14 protein-coding genes are annotated in these 17,235 nt (G+C 72.5%); 9 read left to right on the top strand and 5 right to left on the bottom strand.

Annotated features, from left to right (window positions below):
* The 5 genes from A37W_RS0108120 to A37W_RS0108100 all read left to right on the top strand — a co-directional run bounded on the left by A37W_RS0108120 (position 1) and on the right by A37W_RS0108100 (position 6,639).
* Positions 1-1,011: a UDP-glucuronic acid decarboxylase family protein gene (locus A37W_RS0108120; protein WP_018302535.1), complete on the top strand. Its 1,011-nt coding sequence runs from the start codon at positions 1-3 to the stop codon at positions 1,009-1,011.
* Entirely contained in the window at positions 1,008-1,748 is a 741-nt protein-coding gene (locus A37W_RS0108115; protein ID WP_018302534.1) for a TIGR04290 family methyltransferase, read from the top strand. The genes A37W_RS0108120 and A37W_RS0108115 overlap by 4 nt, the downstream gene beginning before the upstream one ends.
* A 26-nt stretch (positions 1,749-1,774) precedes the next feature.
* Positions 1,775-2,995 carry a cytochrome P450 gene (locus A37W_RS0108110; protein ID WP_018302533.1) on the top strand — a complete coding sequence of 407 codons (1,221 nt, stop codon included), beginning with the start codon at positions 1,775-1,777 and terminating at the stop codon, positions 2,993-2,995.
* A 190-nt stretch (positions 2,996-3,185) separates the two neighbouring features.
* Positions 3,186-4,334: an acetate/propionate family kinase gene (locus A37W_RS0108105; RefSeq protein ID WP_018302532.1), complete on the top strand. Its 1,149-nt coding sequence runs from the start codon at positions 3,186-3,188 to the stop codon at positions 4,332-4,334.
* Positions 4,324-6,639: a phosphoketolase family protein gene (locus tag A37W_RS0108100; protein ID WP_018302531.1), complete on the top strand. Its 2,316-nt coding sequence runs from the start codon at positions 4,324-4,326 to the stop codon at positions 6,637-6,639. The genes A37W_RS0108105 and A37W_RS0108100 overlap by 11 nt, the downstream gene beginning before the upstream one ends.
* 195 nt (positions 6,640-6,834) lie before the next feature.
* Here the strand turns inward: A37W_RS0108100 and hpnE are convergent, their stop codons facing one another.
* Genes hpnE through A37W_RS0108085 form a run of 3 tightly spaced genes read right to left on the bottom strand, consistent with a single transcriptional unit; the run spans position 6,835 to position 10,102 of the window.
* Positions 6,835-8,073 (bottom strand): hydroxysqualene dehydroxylase HpnE, encoded by a 1,239-nt coding sequence (hpnE, locus tag A37W_RS0108095; RefSeq protein ID WP_018302530.1) that lies wholly within the window; start codon positions 8,071-8,073, stop codon positions 6,835-6,837.
* Entirely contained in the window at positions 8,070-8,912 is an 843-nt protein-coding gene (locus tag A37W_RS0108090) for a squalene/phytoene synthase family protein (protein WP_018302529.1), read from the bottom strand. Before A37W_RS0108090 ends, hpnE begins: the two co-directional genes overlap by 4 nt.
* Positions 8,912-10,102 carry a squalene/phytoene synthase family protein gene (locus A37W_RS0108085; protein WP_229666055.1) on the bottom strand — a complete coding sequence of 397 codons (1,191 nt, stop codon included), beginning with the start codon at positions 10,100-10,102 and terminating at the stop codon, positions 8,912-8,914. The genes A37W_RS0108090 and A37W_RS0108085 overlap by 1 nt, the downstream gene beginning before the upstream one ends.
* On the opposite strand from A37W_RS0108085, the gene crtI reads away from it, so the two are divergent.
* Genes crtI through A37W_RS0108065 form a run of 4 tightly spaced genes read left to right on the top strand, consistent with a single transcriptional unit; the run spans position 10,050 to position 15,003 of the window.
* Entirely contained in the window at positions 10,050-11,522 is a 1,473-nt protein-coding gene (crtI, locus tag A37W_RS0108080) for a phytoene desaturase family protein (RefSeq protein ID WP_229666056.1), read from the top strand. The genes A37W_RS0108085 and crtI overlap by 53 nt on opposite strands.
* The gene (locus A37W_RS0108075; RefSeq protein WP_018302526.1) at positions 11,519-13,060 is read left to right on the top strand and encodes a phytoene desaturase family protein; all 1,542 of its coding nucleotides are present in this window, start codon (positions 11,519-11,521) and stop codon (positions 13,058-13,060) included. The genes crtI and A37W_RS0108075 overlap by 4 nt, the downstream gene beginning before the upstream one ends.
* Entirely contained in the window at positions 13,044-13,853 is an 810-nt protein-coding gene (locus A37W_RS0108070) for a lysophospholipid acyltransferase family protein (RefSeq protein ID WP_018302525.1), read from the top strand. Before A37W_RS0108075 ends, A37W_RS0108070 begins: the two co-directional genes overlap by 17 nt.
* Positions 13,819-15,003, top strand: coding sequence for a glycosyltransferase family 2 protein (locus tag A37W_RS0108065; protein ID WP_018302524.1), 1,185 nt, complete (start codon positions 13,819-13,821; stop codon positions 15,001-15,003). The genes A37W_RS0108070 and A37W_RS0108065 overlap by 35 nt, the downstream gene beginning before the upstream one ends.
* Here A37W_RS0108065 and A37W_RS0108060 read toward each other — a convergent pair.
* Both A37W_RS0108060 and A37W_RS0108055 read right to left on the bottom strand, forming a co-directional pair.
* The gene (locus A37W_RS0108060) at positions 14,989-16,413 is read right to left on the bottom strand and encodes an aldehyde dehydrogenase family protein (protein ID WP_229666057.1); all 1,425 of its coding nucleotides are present in this window, start codon (positions 16,411-16,413) and stop codon (positions 14,989-14,991) included. The genes A37W_RS0108065 and A37W_RS0108060 overlap by 15 nt on opposite strands.
* Positions 16,410-17,141 (bottom strand): DUF2238 domain-containing protein, encoded by a 732-nt coding sequence (locus A37W_RS0108055; protein WP_018302522.1) that lies wholly within the window; start codon positions 17,139-17,141, stop codon positions 16,410-16,412. The genes A37W_RS0108060 and A37W_RS0108055 overlap by 4 nt, the downstream gene beginning before the upstream one ends.
* Positions 17,142-17,235 lie beyond the last annotated feature (94 nt).

Genomic DNA, 17,235 nt, shown 5'->3' with positions numbered 1-17,235 from the left:
ATGGGACGTCCCGTCCAAACTCTCGTCGCCGGCGGCGCCGGCTTCGTCGGATCGCACCTGTGCGACGCGCTACTCGCCCGCGGCGAGCGGGTGACCTGCATCGACAATTTCCACACCGGCCGCCGGTCGAACGTCGCGGCGCTCGAGAACCACCCCCGGTTCACGCTGATCGAGGCGGACGTCACCGAGGTGAAGGACCTGCCGGGGCCGATCGACCGGATCTACAACCTCGCCAGCCCCGCCTCGCCGCCGCACTACCAGGCCGACCCGGTGAAGACGATGATGACGAACGTCGTCGGCACCGGCCGCCTGCTCGCCCTGGCCGAGCGGCACCGCGCGCGGCTGATGCAGGCCTCCACCTCCGAGGTCTACGGCGACCCGGAGACCCACCCCCAGACCGAGGACTACCACGGCAACGTCAGCTGCACCGGCCCCCGCGCCTGCTATGACGAGGGCAAGCGTGCGGCCGAGACGCTGTGCTTCGACTACCTGCGCGCGGGCCGCGCAGACGTCCGGGTGGCGCGGGTGTTCAACACCTACGGGCCGCGGATGCGGGCCGACGACGGGCGCATCGTGTCGAACTTCGTGGTGCAGGCGCTGACGGACACTCCCATGACGATCTACGGCGACGGCAGCCAGACGAGGTCGTTCTGCTACGTCTCGGACCTCGTCGCAGGCTTCATCGCGCTGATGGAGCGGGCGGAGCCGCCGGAGGGCGCGGTGAACCTCGGAAATCCCGGCGAGTTCACCATCCTGCAGCTGGCGGAGGAGGTGCGACGCATCGTTCCGACCGTCTCGCCCCTCGAGTTCCGCCCCCTGCCCGTCGACGACCCGCGCCGCCGCCGGCCGGACATCTCGCGCGCGAAGGAGCTGCTCGGCTGGGAGCCGACGGTGCCGCTGGCCCAGGGGCTGCCCCTGACCGTCAGCTGGTTCGCGCTCGACATGAAGAAGGCGCCGCCGCCCGCCGCACGGGCGGAGACGGGCAGCGCGATCGGGGCGCGGCTGCGATGACCGTCGCCCTGAAAGAGCGCATCGACCGCCTCGGTCCGTGGTTCCACAACCTGACGCTGGACGGGATCGAGACCGCGCCGGACCACCCCCTGGGGGACTATCCCCGCTTCAAGTGGCGGGGCTTCGCCGAGGTGGTGCCGGATGACCTGAGCGGCCGGACCGTCCTCGACGTCGGCTGCAATGCCGGCTTCTACGCGCTGGAGATGGCCCGCCGCGGCGCCGAGGTGACGGCGATCGACAGCGACCCGCGCTACCTCGCCCAGGCGACGCTCGCCGCCGAGGTGGAGGGCGCGAGGATCGACCTGCACCTGATGTCGGTCTACGACGTCGCCCGGCTCGGCCGGCGGTTCGACCTGGTGATCTTCATGGGCGTGCTCTACCACCTGCGCCACCCTCTGCTCGCGCTCGACCTTCTGTGGGAGCACGCGGTGGGCGAGCGGATGCTGTTCCAGTCGATGCAGCGCGGAAGCGCCGAGCCTGCCGTCCCCGCCCCGGACTACCCGTTCGAGGACGAGGCGCCGTTCCTGCAGCCGGGCTGGCCGCGGCTCAGCTTCGTGGAGCGGCGCTATGCGGCCGATCCGACGAACTGGTTCGTGCCGAACCGCGCCGCGGCCGAGGCGATGCTGCGCTCCTCCGGTTTCGCGATCGAGGCGCACCCCGAGCCGGAGGTGTACCTCTGCCGCCGTGCCGAAAGGGGCGAGGCGGTGGAGCCGCCGCCACGGATCGCGCCCGCCTGACGATCGCTCCGACGAAAGGGGAGCCGATGAGAGAGATCCCCCGCGACCCGTCGCCCGACGCGACGCTCGCCCTCCTGCGCGAGGGCTACCGCTTCATCTCCAACCGGTGCGAGCGGCTGGGGAGCGACGTGTTCCGCACGCGCCTGATGCTGCGCTCCGCCATCTGTCTCCGCGGGCCGCGCGGCGTGCGGCTGCTGTACGGTGCCGAGGGACTGACGCGGCAGGGCGCCCTGCCGCCGACGGCGCTGCACCTGCTGCAGGACAAGGGCAGCGTGCAGCAGATGGAAGGGACGGCGCACCATCACCGGAAGCGGCTGTTCACCGACCTGCTGATCGAAGGACCGGCGGCGGTGGATCTGTCCCGCGCCTTCGCCGCCGACTGGCGGGCGACCCTCGCCGGGGAGGACGAGGCGATTGTCATCGATTCGGCCTCCGACAGCCTCGCCCGCGTCGCGTGCCGCTGGGCCGGCCTGCCCGAAGGGCTGACGCAGGACGCGCGGTTCCGCCGCACGCTGTTCCTGATGAGCGCGAAGGCCGGCCGCTTCACCCCCGCGACGGCGGCAAGCCTGCTGCGGCGGCGGGGCGCCGAGGCGCGGCTGCGGCGCGAAGTCGCCGAGGCGCGGGGCGGCTCGGCGGAGACGCCGCTCGGCCGGCTCGCCCACGCGACGCACCCCGACGGGCGGCCGCTGGACGATGCCGAGGCGGCGGTGGAGTTGCTGAACCTGCTCCGCCCCATCGTCGCCGTCGGCCGCTACGTCGCCTTCGCCGCCGCGCACCTCGCCGCCGATCCCGCCTCCGGGGCGTCTCTCGCCGACCCCGAAGCACGCCGCACCTTCGCCGAGGAAGTGCGACGGCACTCGCCGTTCTTCCCCTTCGTGGCCGGCGTCACCACCCGCGCGCTGTCGCACGAGGGCCTGGACCTGCCGAAGGGCCAGTGGGTGATCGCCGACCTGTGGGGCACGCTGCATGACGCTGCCCTTTGGGATCGCCCGCAGCTGTTCCGTCCTAGCCGCGCCCTGGACTGGCGCACGGCGGAGCCGGTCTTCTGCCCGCAGGGCGCTGGCGACGTCGGGACGACCCACCGCTGCCCGGGAGAAAAGGTGACCGTCGCCCTCATCGCCGCGGCGGTGGAGGTGCTCCTCTCCCTCGGCTGGCACGCCCCGCCACAGGACCTGTCGCCCGACCTGTCGCGGATTCCCGCCGCGCCGCGCAGCGGCACGCGGCTGGTGCGGTTGCACGAAGACTAGCGGCCCTCGGCGCCCGGCGCGCGCATCCACCGGCTCCTGCAAGCGCCGCGCGCGTACCAGCAGACGCTCTGGCGTCGGATGTCGCCCGTCCCCGTGGTCACGATCTAGGGGCCCGCGGCGCCGACGCGGCTGGAACCGCGAGACCATCGCAGGATTGACTAGACATCACCCCATCCGGTCACGCCCTCTGATGCTCCCGCTGCTGTGCCTCAACGTCGGCTCTTCGAGCCTCGCCTTCGCGCTTTTTCCCTCCGGCGCCTCGGATGCCGTCGTGGCGGGCGGGATCGACCTCTCGGCGGAGGAGGCGGTGACGTTGCGCCGGCCCGGAGAGAAGCCGGAGGTGCTGGAGGTGGACGATCCGAAGGACTTTCCCGCCGTCGTCGCCCGACTGATCGATCGGGAGGGGCAAGGCGCCGTCCCCGTCCATCGCATCGTGCACGGCGGCGAGACGGAGCGGGCGGCGGCCTGGCTGGACGAGGCGGAAGTGGCGCGGCTGGACGCGCTGACGCCGCTCGCGCCGCTCCACCAGCCGGCAGGCCTGTCGGTGGTGCGGCGGCTGTCTGCGGAGCGGCCGGACCTGCGCCAGATCGGCGTATTCGACAGCGCTTTCCATCGCACCATGCCCGCCGTCGCACGCCGGCTTCCGGTCGCGCCCGAGGGGCCGTTCGCGGGTCTGCGCCGGTTCGGCTTTCACGGCCTGTCGCACGGCTGGGTGGCGCGGCGGATGGCGAAGGACGCGCCGGAACGCCGGCGCATCGTGTCACTGCACCTGTCGGGCGGCTCAAGCGCCTGCGCGATCCTCGGCGGCCGGAGCGTCGACACGACGATGGGAGCGACCCCGCTGGACGGGCTGATGATGGGCACGCGTTCGGGCGCGGTGGATCCCGGCTTGCTGCTCTACGCCCTCGGGCGGGGACTGGGCCGCGAAGACCTGGAAGACCTTCTCTGGCACCGGTCGGGGCTGAAGGGGCTGTCCGCCGTCTCCTCCGACCTGCGCGACATCCTGTCCGAGGGGGGCGATCGGGCGGAAGCGGCCGTCGCGCTGTTCTGCCGGCGGGCGGCCAAGGCCGTGGCGGAAATGTCGGTCTCGGCCGGAGGCCTCGACGCGCTGGTCTTCACCGGGGGGGCGGGCGCGAAGCAGCCGGCGATCCGGCAGCGGATCGTGGCGGACCTCGCCTGGCTGGGCCTGTCGCTGGACGACACCGCGAACGGACGCGACGCGCCTATCATCTCCGCCCCCGGCAGTCCCGTGCAGATCCGGACGATCCCGGCGGAGGAGGAGCGGATGATGGCCGACCACGCCACGGCCCTGATGGATGAGGACACGCATGCCCCCTGAACTTTCCGCCGTCGACGCCTGGTGGCGCGCGGCCAACTACCTCGCCGCCGCGCAGATCTACCTGGTGGACAACCCGTTGCTGGAGCGGCCGCTGAAGCCCGAGGACATCAAAGCGCGGCAGCTGGGCCACTGGGGCACTTCGCCGGGCCTGACCTTCATGCAGGCGCACGCCAACCGGGTCATCGTCGAGCGAGGCATCGACATGCTCTTCGTCGCCGGCCCCGGCCACGGCGGCCCTGCGATGCTGGCCGGCGCCTGGCTCGACGGCTCCTACAGCGAAAGGCACCCGGACGTGCCGCGGGATGCTGCGGGCATGCGCGAGCTGTTCCGCCAGTTCTCCTTTCCCGGCGGCGTCCCCTCCCACGCCGCTGCGCCCACGCCGGGCTCGATCCACGAGGGGGGCGAACTGGGCTATTCCCTCGCCCACGCCACGGGGGCCGCCTTCGACAACCCGGACCTGACGGTCCTGTGCGCCATTGGCGACGGCGAGGCCGAGACGGGGGCGCTGGCGACGAGCTGGCATTCCCACCGCTTCCTGCGGCCCGGGCGCGACGGGTTCGTCCTGCCGGTGCTGCACCTCAACGGCTACCGCATCGCCGCGCCGACGCTGCTGGGGCGGATGGCGCGGGAGGAGATCGACGCCCTGTTCCGGGGCTACGGCTGGCAGCCGCTCTTCGTCGAGGGCGACGAGCCCGAGCGGATGCATCGCGAGATGGCCGCGGCGATGGATGCCTGCCTCGACGCCCATGCCCGCATCGTGCACGAGGGTGACGGCCGTCCGCCGATGATCGTCCTGCGCAGCCCCAAGGGCTGGACCGGGCCGCGCGAAGTCGATGGGGAGCCGGTCGAAGGCACCTTCCGCGCCCACCAGGTGCCGCTGCACGTCCCGCGCGAGGAGGGGCCGCACCTGCGCCAGCTGGAGGAGTGGCTGCGCCGCTACCGCCCCGAGGAGCTGTTCCCCGGCGGCCGGCCCTCGCCGCAGGTCCTGTCGCTGGTCCCCGAAGGTGACCGCCGGCTCGGCGCGACGCCCCATGCCGATGGCGGACGGCTGATGGTGCCGCTCGACCTGCCGCCGGCAGAGGATCATGCGCTGACGTTGGGCGCGCCGGGGGCGGTCACCGACAGCGCCACCACCGTGCTCGGCCGCTGGCTGGCCGACCTCATGCGGCGCAACCCGCGCAACTTCCGGCTCTTCGGGCCCGACGAGACGAAGTCCAACAAGCTCGACGCCGTGTTCGAGACCTCCCCCCGCTACGCCCCCGGTCCGGTACGGGACACGGACGCCGCGCTGTCCCCCGAGGGCCGGGTGATGGAGGTGCTGTCCGAGCATCTGTGCGAGGGCTGGCTGGAGGGCTACCTGCTGACCGGGCGGCATGGCCTCTTCAACTCCTACGAAGCCTTCATCCACATCATCGACTCGATGGCGAACCAGCACATCAAGTGGATGCGCGCGGCGAGCGAGACGGGGTGGCGGGCGCCGATCCCCTCGCTGAACTGGTTGCTGTCGAGCCATGTCTGGCGGCAGGACCACAACGGCTTCACCCATCAGGACCCCGGCTTCCTCGACCACCTCGCGACCAAGGGCGCCGAGATGGTCCGCCTCTACCTGCCGCCCGACGCGAACTCGCTGCTGGCCGTGGCCGAGCACGTCCTCGCCACCACCGACCGGGCGAACTGCATCGTGGCCGGCAAGCAGCCCGAGCCGCAATGGCTGACACTGGAGGCCGCGCGGGCGCATCTGGCGGATGGCTTCGGCATCTGGGGCTGGGCGGCGGACGACCCGAAGCCCGAGGCCGTCATCGCCGCGGCGGGCGACGTGCCGACGCTCGAGGCGCTGGCGGCGGTGACCCTCCTGCGGCGGTTCGTTCCGGAGATGGCGCTTCGCTTCGTGAACGTCGTGGACCTGATGGCGCTCCAGCCGCCCGGTCAGAACCCCGACGGAGCGAGCGACGACCGCTTCGACGCCGTCTTCGGCACCGAGGCGCCGGTGATCTTCAACCACCACGGCTATCCCGGTCTGATCCACGAGCTGACCTACCGCCGCACCGGTCACGACCTGTTCCACGTCCACGGCTACCGCGAGAAGGGCACGACCACGACGCCGTTCAACATGACCGCGATGAACGGGATCGATCGTTTCACCATTGCCCTCGACGCCCTGGAGCGCTCCGGGCGCACCGGGCGCGGATCGGACGAACTCCATCGATACTGCCGAGACATGCGCGCGCGGCAGCACGAGTGGAGCCATCGCACAGGGGAAGACCTGCCGGACATCAAGGAGTGGCGCTGGATCGACAGCCGCTGAACTGCGCCAGACCCCGCACCGACATTGCCCGAAGACATCCGGCACGCCGACGTACGGCACGCCCCGCCTTTGCGGGCCAGGCAGATCCAGAAGACGGCGGTGCTCAATCGGCGTGACGCGGTTCCCGCTCGGGCAGGTCCTTTCACAAGAGCGGGGCGTGCGGCTTGTCGGGGCAGCGGACCGGCCCCGGCTCAGTCATCGACTGTCGACGGCCCGGGCGCTGGCCCGGCCTGACAGGAGAGCGCCTTCCAGGGTCGAGGGCAGCGGCGTGGCGACGTGATCGCCCGCGAGCAATAGGTTGCGCAGGCCGGTGCGCATCGGAAGGCGCCGTGCGACGCTTCCGGGCGTGGCGGCGAACGTGGCCGCGGGCTCCCGCAGGACCCGGATCGCCAACGGCGGCCCGGAGATGCCGAGGGCCCGGGAGACTTCGGCCCACAGCCTCACCCCGGCCTCGCGGCCGAGGCTGGAGGCCTCGGCTGCCGAGACGGTTACCGAAACCACGTCACCCCGGACGAATACCCACTGCGCAAGCCCCCCCAGCAGGCCGAGGAGCCGCGGCGCCTGCAGAACAGCCTCCGCAGGCACGCGGAAATGCGCGTTCAGGATCGGACGTCCGTCGGCGGGGGCCGGTCGCTCCAGCAGGCGCCCGGCCGCGGCTGCGGGGACCGCGAGGATGACCGCGTCGTCGGGGCCGAGCGGCACGGGGCCGCCGTCGAAGACCAGCGCCGTGGCCCGGTCGCCCGTCCGGTCGATCCCGCGCAGCGGGGCGCGCCAGCTCACGCGGGCGCCGAGGTCCCGGAGGCGGCGGAGGGCCGGGGTGATCAGCGTGGGGCCAAGGCCGTGCGGCATGAGGATCGGCCGACAGGCGCGACCGCCCTTCAGGATCGTGCGCCGCAGGACCGCTGCCAGCGGGGCGGCCGCCCCCGTATCGCAGGGCTCGTTGAGGACGGCGAGGCTGAGCGGATGCCAGAGCCTGTCCATCGCCGGACCCCGCCGCCGCACCCTGTCGGCCACCGTCGCCTCGGGGCCGGCAGACAGCAGCCGGACGAGGTCGAGGACGGCCCCGAGTCCGAGCCCCGGCGGGAGCGCGGCCCCGCCGCGGACCAGACCGGCGAGGCCCGAGGGCATCCGCAGCGTCCACTCCGAACCGTCGGCCAGATCGTGGAACGGCAGCTCCGCGTCGGGCGCGATGTCGAGCAGATCGAACGTGCCGATCCGGCGGCAATGATCCAGGACCGCGTCGTTGCCCGAGAGGACGAGGTGGTTTCCGTTGTCGATGAGTCGCTCGAGCTTGACGTCGTGAAAGCTCCAGCACCGCCCGCCTGCGCGCGCGGTGGCCTCGTGGAGGTGGACCTCGGCCGTGCCCGCTTCGGCCAGCTCCAGCGCGGCTGCAAGGCCGGCGAGCCCTGCGCCGACGACGTGGACCCGCCTCACGCGCGGCCGCGCAGGATGCAGACGAGGCCGTCGCGCAGCTTTCCCAGGCGGGTGCGCGGCGGCGGCGGTCGGCGCGTGTCCCGCTCGACTTCCGTCAGCAGACGCTCGTAAGGTCCCATCATCATCAGGGCGGGCATGAGGCGCAGGCGGCTGTGCCGGGGAATCTCCGCCTCCGCCGCGTCGAACGCGGCCCGCGCCTTGGCCGCGATCGCCCCCCGCACCCGTGGCAGCCCCGCGGCCGCGGGAAGGGTCCGGGGGTCGGGCGACACCCCCGCTTCCGTGAGCAACTCGGAGGGGAGGTAGATGCGCCCGATGGCTGCGTCCTCCTCGACATCCCGCAGGATGTTCGTCAGCTGCAGTGCCTGCGCCAGCGACAGGGCGAAGCGCCGGGAGGCGTCGCCTTGCCACGCGCCGAAGATATGCATGGACAGCAGCCCCACCGACCCGGCCACCCGCCGCACGTAGTCGTCGAGCGTCCGGCTGTCGGGCGCGCACATGCCGTCCACATCCATGCGCATGCCCTCGATGACGAGATCCAGTTCCTCGTCCGGCAGGGCGAAGCGGCGGATCGCCCAGGCCAGTTCCGTCCCCACGGGCGTGACGGCCTCATCCCGTCTGACGCGGTCGAGCTCCCGTTGCCAGGCGTCCAGGCCCGCGCTCCTCCGTTCGACCGTGCCGCCACCGTCCGCGATGTCGTCCACGGTACGGCAGAAGGCGTACACGGCGACGATCGCCCGTCGCCGCTCCCGAGGCAGGCAGCGCATCCCGGCCGCGAAGGAGCTGCCCGAGGCCCGGACGATCTCGGCCGCGGGCTTCTGCATGTCCATGTCGAGCGCCATCAGGTGGCTGTCCGACCACGTCCGACGCCCGCGAGGGACAGGACGCCCGCCGCTACCGCGCGCGCCGCGTCGGGGCGCGTCGGTGCGACCCGGTGTGCCAGCGGATCGCTGTCGCGCAGCCGCCGGGAGAGGGATCGCGCCAGCGAAAGGATGGTCCGCGCTTCCGCCGCCAGACGGCGCGAGCGCAGGAGGGACGGAAGTTCCGCGGCCCGGTCGAGCAGGTCACCGGTCCGGGCGAGAGCCCTGTCGACGGCGCCGCGCAGGCCGGGCGTCAGCGCCGGTCGGTCCAGGTCCTCGACCCGGCCGCCGGCCTCGGCGATCATCGCAAGCGGCAGATAGACGCGCCCCAGCGCGCGCCGGTCCTCGCCCATGTCCTGCAGATGGTTGAGGATCTGCAGCGCGGTGCACAGCGCGTCGGAGGCCTCGTGCGCCCCCGACCCCTCGTCATGCAGGTCGAGGAGGAAGCGTCCGACCGGATCGGCCGAGGCGCGGCAGTATTCGGCGAGATCGGACCAGTCACGGCACGGCTCGGACCGGATGTCGGCGCGGAACGCGTCCATCATGCGCAGGGCGTGACGCGCGGCGGGGCGGTGGCCGGTCGCGTCGAGGACCTCCAGCAGGTGGATCGTCCGGCCGTCGCCGGTCCGGTCGCCGTTCAGGCCGGCCGCGATCCGGTCGATCCTGCGGGCCTTCTCTGCACTCGGGAGGTGTGGGTCGTCCGCGATGTCGTCAGCGTGACGCACCACGTCGTAGAAGGCCCGGATCGCCGGGCGGAGATGCGACGCGATCAGCACCGATGCGACGGGGAAGTTCTCGCGGCCGGGAGCGCGCGGCAGGTTCACCGCAAGCGGGTCGGCCGGCGCGGGCGGGCTGCTCGAATATGCCATCTCGGGCGTGGCCTCTCTCAATCGTGCACTACCTTCGGCTTGCTCGCGGACCGCATCGGCCGATCTGCGTCCGGTGAAAGCTAGTGGGGCTACGCGCAACGGCAATTTCGGATCAACCTGATCGGACAGCGCGCAGGAGAAGTTGATGATGATGGACGGCAGATCACGGTTTCGCCTGCCCGCCGACGGATCGGGCCCGGGCAAGCGGGTCCTCGTTGTCGGCGCCGGGCCCGGGGGCCTGGCCGCCGCGATGCTCCTGCGGGCGGCCGGAGCCGAGGTCACCGTGCTGGAGAAGGAGGCCACGGTCGGCGGCCGCACCGGCGCGCTCAAGCGGGACGGGTTCACCTTCGATATCGGGCCGACCTTCTTCCTCTATCCCGAGGTCCTGCGGGAGATCTTCGCGGCGTGCGGCCGCGATCTGGACGAGGAGGTCGACCTGGTCCGTCTCGATCCGATGTACCGGCTGCAGTTCGACGATGGCCGCCGGATCGACGCCACCGCCGACCCGGAGCGCCTGGTGCAGCAGGTGGCCCGCATCGACGCCAGGGACGCCGCCCGCGTGCCCGCTTTCCTCGCCGAGAACCGCAGCAAGTTCGAGGCCTTCCGCTCGATCCTGCAGCGGCCGTTCCTGTCGTCCGCGGACCTGATGCGCGGCGACATGCTGCGCGCCCTGCCCCGCCTGCGGCCCTGGTCGTCGGTGGACCGCGACCTGCACCGCTGGTTCGACAATCCGGACGTGCGCGTCGCCTTCTCGTTCCAGTCCAAGTACCTCGGCATGTCGCCGTTCAAGTGCCCCTCGCTCTACACGATCATCGCCCACATCGAGTACGGCTTCGGCGTCTACCACCCGCGGGGCGGCTGCAACGCCGTCACCGCGGCGATGGCGCGGATCGCGGCGGAGATGGGCGTGCAGGTTCGCCTGACCGAACCGGTGGAACGACTGGTCCTCGACAAGGGCCGGGCGAAAGGCGCGGTGACGGCCCACGGCCGGTACGACGCCGACGCCGTGGTGATGAACGCCGACTTCGCCCACGCGATGACGACGCTGGTGCCGGACGCGGCCCGCCGCCGATGGACCGACCGGAAGATCGCGTCCAAGCGCTACTCCTGCTCCACCTTCATGCTGTATCTCGGCGTCGAGGGGACGTTCCCGGACGTGAGCCACCACACCATCGCCTTCTCGCAGGACTACGCCCGCAACGTGGCCGAGATCGACGCCGGGCAGGCGCCGGTGGACCCCACCGTCTACCTGCAGAACGCCGGCGTCACCGACGACACGCTCGCGCCCGCCGGGCATTCCGCCCTCTACGTCCTCGCCCCCGTCGGCAACCTCACGGGCGGCGTCGACTGGACGGCGGAGGCGCCGGCCTATCGTGAGAAGCTGCTGGACAAGGTGTCGAGGATCATCGGGCAGGACGTCCGCCCGATGATCCGGACCGAGGTGATGTATACGCCCGACGACTGGCAGTCGAAGATGGCGGTGTACGAGGGCGCGACCTTCAACCTCGCCCACAATCTCGGTCAGATGCTGACGCTGCGGCCCCGGAACCGGTTCGAGGACATCGCCGGCGTCTACCTGACCGGCGGCGGCACGCATCCCGGCTCGGGCCTGCCGACGATCTTCGAGAGCGCCCGGATCGCCAGCCGCCTCTGCGCCGAGGACCTCGGCCTGCCGGGCCTCGGACACCTGACGACCACCCTGCCGAAGGAGGCTGCCGAATGAGCCGGACCGCGATCATCGGAGGCGGCCTCGGCGGCCTCGCCTCTGCCGTCACCCTCGCCGCGCGGGGCCACAAGGTCGTGCTGTTCGAGAAGAACGACTGGCTCGGCGGGAAGGCCGCGGTGCTGGAGGAAGGCGGCTACCGCTTCGACATGGGGCCGACGATCCTGACCATGCCGCGGGTGCTGGAGCGGATCTTCGGCGAGGCCGGCCGCGACCTGCACGACGAGCTGGACCTGCGCCGGCTCGACCCGCAATGGCGCTGCTTCTACGACGACGGCACCGTCCTCGACCTGCGCGACGATCCCGCCCGCGCGGCCGAGGAGATCGGGCGGCTGTCCCCCCGCGACCGCGAGGGGTTCGAGAAGTTCATGGCCGTCGCCCGGCGGCTGTCCGACGTGTCCGACCGCTTCTTCTTCTGGAAGAGCGTCGAGGACCTGCGCGACACGATGGACATGCGCGCGAACATGACCCTGTCCACGCTGTCCGACGTCCTCGCGCTGCGGATGCACCGTACGGTGGCGGGCGAGATCAAGCGCAACGTGCGCGATCTGCGGGTGACGCAGATGCTGGAGCATTTCATCCAGTATGTCGGCTCCTCACCCCTCGCCTCCCCTGCCGTCCTCTGCGGCATCGCGCAGATGCAGCAGGGCGAGGGCGTGTGGTACCCGATGGGCGGCACCCGCGCCGTGCCGCTGGCGCTGGAGCGGGTGGCGCTGGACCTCGGCGTCGAAGTGCGCACCGGCTGCGGCGTGGAGCGGATCGAGCTGGAGGGCGGGCGCACGGCGGCGGTGGTGACGGAGCACGGCGAGCGGGTCGCCGTGGATCGCGTCGTGTCCAACATGGACAGCGTGCGCACCTACCGCGAGCTCGTCGGCGGCGCGGCGTGGGAGAGCTTCCGCAAGTCCCGCAAGCGCGAGGCCGCCTGTTCTGGCGTCGTCCTCTACCTCGGCCTGCGGCAGGCCTACGACCACCTCGCGCACCACAACTTCGTCTTCTCCCGCGACCCCGAGGAGGAGTTCGCGGCGATCTACGACCGGGGCGTCCCCGCGCCCGACCCCACCGCCTACATCGCCGCCCCCGCGCGGACCGAGCCGGGCGTCGCGCCCGAGGGCGGCGAGGCGCTCTACATCCTCGTCCACACGCCCTACCTGCGCCCCGGACAGGACTGGTCGCAGATGCTGCCCGGCTACCGCCGCAGCATCCTGGACAAGCTGAAACGGACTGCCGGGATGGAGGACATCGAGGAGCGGATCGCGGTGGAGCGCACGCTCACCCCGCAGGACATCCACGACCGCTACCGCGTGCTCGACGGCGCGATCTACGGCCTTGCCAGCCACGGCCGCGTGCTGGGCGCGTTCAAGCCGGGCAACCGATCGCGTCAGGTGCCGGGCCTCTACCTCGCGGGCGGCTCGGCGCATCCGGGGCCGGGCATGCCGATGGCGCTGATGTCGGGCTGGATCGCGGCGGACACGCTCGACCGGGATGCCGGCGGCGCGGAACGTACGACAGGGGATACGGCGGATGTCGCGGCCGAGTGAACGCGACCCCCTCGCGGCCCGCTCGAACGGCGCCTGCCGGTTCTTCGCGGGCGTCATGCGGCGGCAGCTGGCGTCGAACTTCCGGGCGGTGCGGCTGGCGCGGCCCGGCCTGCCGGAGGTGCCGCCGGACAGGCCGCTGATGATCTACGCCAACCACCCCTCCTGGTGGGACCCGGCGATCTTCATCGCGCTTCACCCGCGATTCTTCCCGGACAGGCAGGGCTATGGCCCGATCGACGCGGCCATGCTGGAGCGGTACCGCTTCATGGCCCGTCTCGGCGTCTTCGGCGTGCGACAGGACGATCCGCGGGGAGCCGCGGATTTCCTGCGCCAGGCGATGCGGGTGACGGACGTGCCGGACCGGGTGCTGTGGATCACCGCGCAGGGCCGTTTCGCCGATGTGCGCACGCGGCCGCTGGGCCTGCGGCCCGGTGCGGCGCACCTGATGGCGCGGCGGCCCGAGGTGCTCGCGGTGCCGCTGGCGATGGAATATACGTTCTGGTCCGAGAAGCGCCCCGAGGCCCTGCTGCGCTTCGGCGCGCCGGTCGAGGCGCGGGCGGGCGAGGGCGCGGTCGCCCTCGGCCCGCGGCTGGAGGCGGCGCTGACGGATACGGCGGACGCGCTGGCCGCGCTGGCGGTGGCCCGTGATCCGGGGTCGTTCGAGACCCTCATCGGCGGGGCGCGCGGCACGGGCGGGGTCTACGGCCTGTGGCAGCGGGCGCGCGCCGTGGCCACCGGCCGTCCGTATGCGCCGGACCATGCGCCGGAGACTGCGCCCGGCGGGCGGCCGTGACGGGGGCGGCGTGATCCTCGCCCTCTCGATCCTCGGGCTCGCGCTCGCGGCGCTGTTCGCCGGCATGGTCGCCGCAAACCTCGCCGTCCTGCGCCCGCCGCCCGCCGCGGGCGGGGCGGATCTTCCGGCGGTGTCGATCCTGATCCCGGCGCGGGACGAGGCGGCGAACATCAACGCCTCGCTCGACTCCGCGCTGGGACAGGCCGGCATCGAGGTCGAGGTGGTCGTCCTCGACGACGGCTCGACCGACGGCACCGCGTCCATCGTCGCCGCCCGCGCCGTCGCCGACCCGCGGCTGCGCCTGATCCGGGGCGCCGAGCTGCCGCCCGGCTGGATCGGCAAGACCCACGCCTGCTGGCAGCTGTCACAGGCGGCCCGGACCCCCGTCCTCCTGTTCGTCGACGCCGACGTCCGCCTCGCCCCCGACGCCGCCGCGCGGCTGGTCGCGCAGATGGAGCGGGACGGAATCGACTGCCTCAGCGGCTTTCCCCGCCAGATCACGCTCACCCTCGCCGAGCGCATCGTGATCCCGCAGATCTTCACCACCCTCCTCGGCTACCTGCCGCTGCCGATGGCGCGGCGCTCGCCCGATCCGTCCTTCGGCGCGGGCTGCGGACAGTTGATGGCGGTGCGGCGCAGCGCCTACGACGCGGCCGGCGGGCACGCCGCGTTCGCCGGGCGGATGCACGACGGGCTGATGCTGCCGCGGAACGTCCGGCGCGCGGGCGGCAGGTCGGACCTGACCGACGCGACGCCGCTGGCCGCCTGCCGGATGTACGACACGCTGCCGGACATCTGGCACGGCTTCTCCAAGAACGCGACCGAGGGGATGGCGACGCCGCGCGCCCTGCCCGTCTGGACGCTGCTGCTGTTCGGCGGCCATGTCCTGCCGGTCCTGACCCTCCTCGCCGCGATTGCGATGGGGCTGGCGTGGTCGATGGCCCTCTCCTCCGCGGCGGTGGGGCTGGTGCTGGCGGCACGGGCGGTGATGGCGGTCCGGTTGCGGCAATCCTGGCTGTCGGTGGCCCTGCATCCCGCGGGCGTGCTCTTCGTCCTCTCCATACAATGGACGGCGCTCCTCGGCGCCCGGCGCGGACGGCGCGCGACGTGGCGGGGGCGCAGCTACGCGCCACCCTCAGCGGATCAGTGACCGCAGGATGCGCTCCATCGTTGCGCCGTAGGGCGGCCGGACGAAGCGCGCGAGCGAGGGCCGCGCCGTCACCACGCTGCGCGGGCGGGTCATGGCGCGGAAGCCCTCGTCGCCGTGGTAGGCGCCCATTCCCGAGGCGCCGGCCCCGCCGAACGGCAGGGACTGTACGCCGACATGCTGCACCGCCTCGTTGATCATCGCGCCGCCCGAGCGGACCGCCGCGACGATGCGCGCCGCGGCACGCGTGTCGCGGCCGTAGACATAGAGGGCGAGCGGGGTCGGCCGGTCGTTGACGAACCGGCATGCCTCTTGCGTGTCGTCGTAGGGGACGAGGGGCAGGACGGGCCCGAAGATCTCGTCTCGCATCACGGGGTGATCGGCGGGCGGGTCCACGACGACCCAGCCGCCCATGCGCGGGGCGGGCGGCATTGGCGACATCAGCGGGCGCGCATCGACACCGTCGAGCATCGCCTCGAGCCGCGCTCGATCCGCCGGACGGACGATGGTCGCGTAGTCCGGCCCGGCCGGGTCGGGGTAGAGCGCGGAGGCTGCGCGACCCAGGGCCGCGACCACCGCGTCTGCCCGGGTGCGGGGGATCAGCAGGTAGTCCGGCGCGATGCAGGTCTGCCCGGCGTTCAGCAGCTTGCCGGCGACGATCGAGCGCGCAGCCTCGTCCAGGTCGGCATCCGCCAGGATCAGGGCCGGCGACTTGCCGCCCAGCTCCAGCGTCACCGGGACGAGGTTCTCGGCCGCCGCCGCCATCACCCGGCGGCCCGTCGCGGTCGAGCCGGTGAAGAAGAGCCCGTCCAGCGGCTGTACGCAGAGCGCCCGGGCGACCTCGGGCCCGCCGGCGACGACGCGAACCGTATCGGGAACCGCGCGACCCGCGAGGTCCGCCAGGAGTTCCGCGGTGCGTGGCATCTGCTCGGACGGATGCAGGATCACCCGGTTGCCCCCCGCCAGCGCCGCGACCAGCGGCACCAGCGCCAGCTGCACCGGATAGTTCCAGGGTGCGATGATCCCAACCAGACCGAGCGGTTCACGCAGGATCGAAGCCGTGGACGGCCACAGGTGCGGCGGCAGAACCACCCGGCGCGGGCGGGTCCAGCGGCGCAGGTTGCGCCGGGCATGGCGCACCGCCTGGAGCACCATCGCGACCTCTGTCAGCAGCGTCTCCTGCCGGGGGCGATGGCCGAAATCCGCGCTGACGGCTCGCGCGATCTCCTCGGCCGCATCTCGCACCGCGTTGCCGAGCGCGGACAGATGGGCATCCCGCTCCGCCCGGGGGGGAGGCGCACGATGGCCGCCGAGCGCGGCGTGGGCCGCACGCAGCGCGGCAAGGTCGGGCTCGTCGACGGCCGGACCGCCGGCGCGGGGACCGTCGTGGCCTGCAGGCATCGATCTCGTCACGTCGTCTCCACGGTCGGCGCCGCCGTCCGTGCGCCCTCTTTCGGGCTACGGGATAGGGGGACGCCGGGCCAGGCACCATAGATCACCCCGTTGCGGCCGCAGAACTCGAGCAGGAGTCCCGAGAGCGGCAACCGCACTGCGCGGCTCAGCGCCAGCTGGCCCGCGACCGCGCCGTAGATCGCGCCGCACAGGTTCGTGGCCACGTCTCCCATCGTGTCGGGCAGCCCTGATCGCTGTGCATGGGTGTCGAAGATCGCGTCGATGGAGAATTCCATCAGCTCCCAGCCTGCGCCCACGAGCGCGGCGAACCCCACGGCCAGCACGCTCGCGACCCAGAGGCCTGTCCGGGGCGGCGCGCCCGCCGTCATCAGCAGGACCAGCGCCTGACCGATCAGGGCCAGCACCGCGGAAGAGAGCAGATGCAAGGCGATGTCCCACCACCAGCTCACGGCATAGGCCCCGAAGCGCTCGCCGACCACGAACGCACACAGGGCGAAGGCCAGCACCCCGGTGCAGAGGCCGGGCGGCATCTCGATCCCCGAGACCCACGTGTAGGCCGGCAACAGCAACGCCAGAAAGATCGCCCCCCCGACCCCGATCGACAGCAGCATGTCTCCCGTCACGATCGCGACGCCTCCGAGGCAGAACGCCGCGAGCCAGATACCGAACACGGCGATCCGGACCGGACGCGCGCCATCTTCGGTTCTTGTCAGGCTGAGGAAGGACATGCTCCGGATGATAGGGGAGGATCGCCGGAAGTGTAGGCGGAGGACGCGGCAACGGCGAGGACGAGGAGCGCTGGCGCAGCCGACCGGGGGCCCG

The sequence above is a fragment of the Wenxinia marina DSM 24838 genome (assembly GCF_000379485.1).
Classification (GTDB): domain Bacteria; phylum Pseudomonadota; class Alphaproteobacteria; order Rhodobacterales; family Rhodobacteraceae; genus Wenxinia; species Wenxinia marina.
The sequence above is the reverse complement of the archived record's forward strand: the minus strand, read 5'-3'. Positions and strand labels throughout refer to the sequence as shown.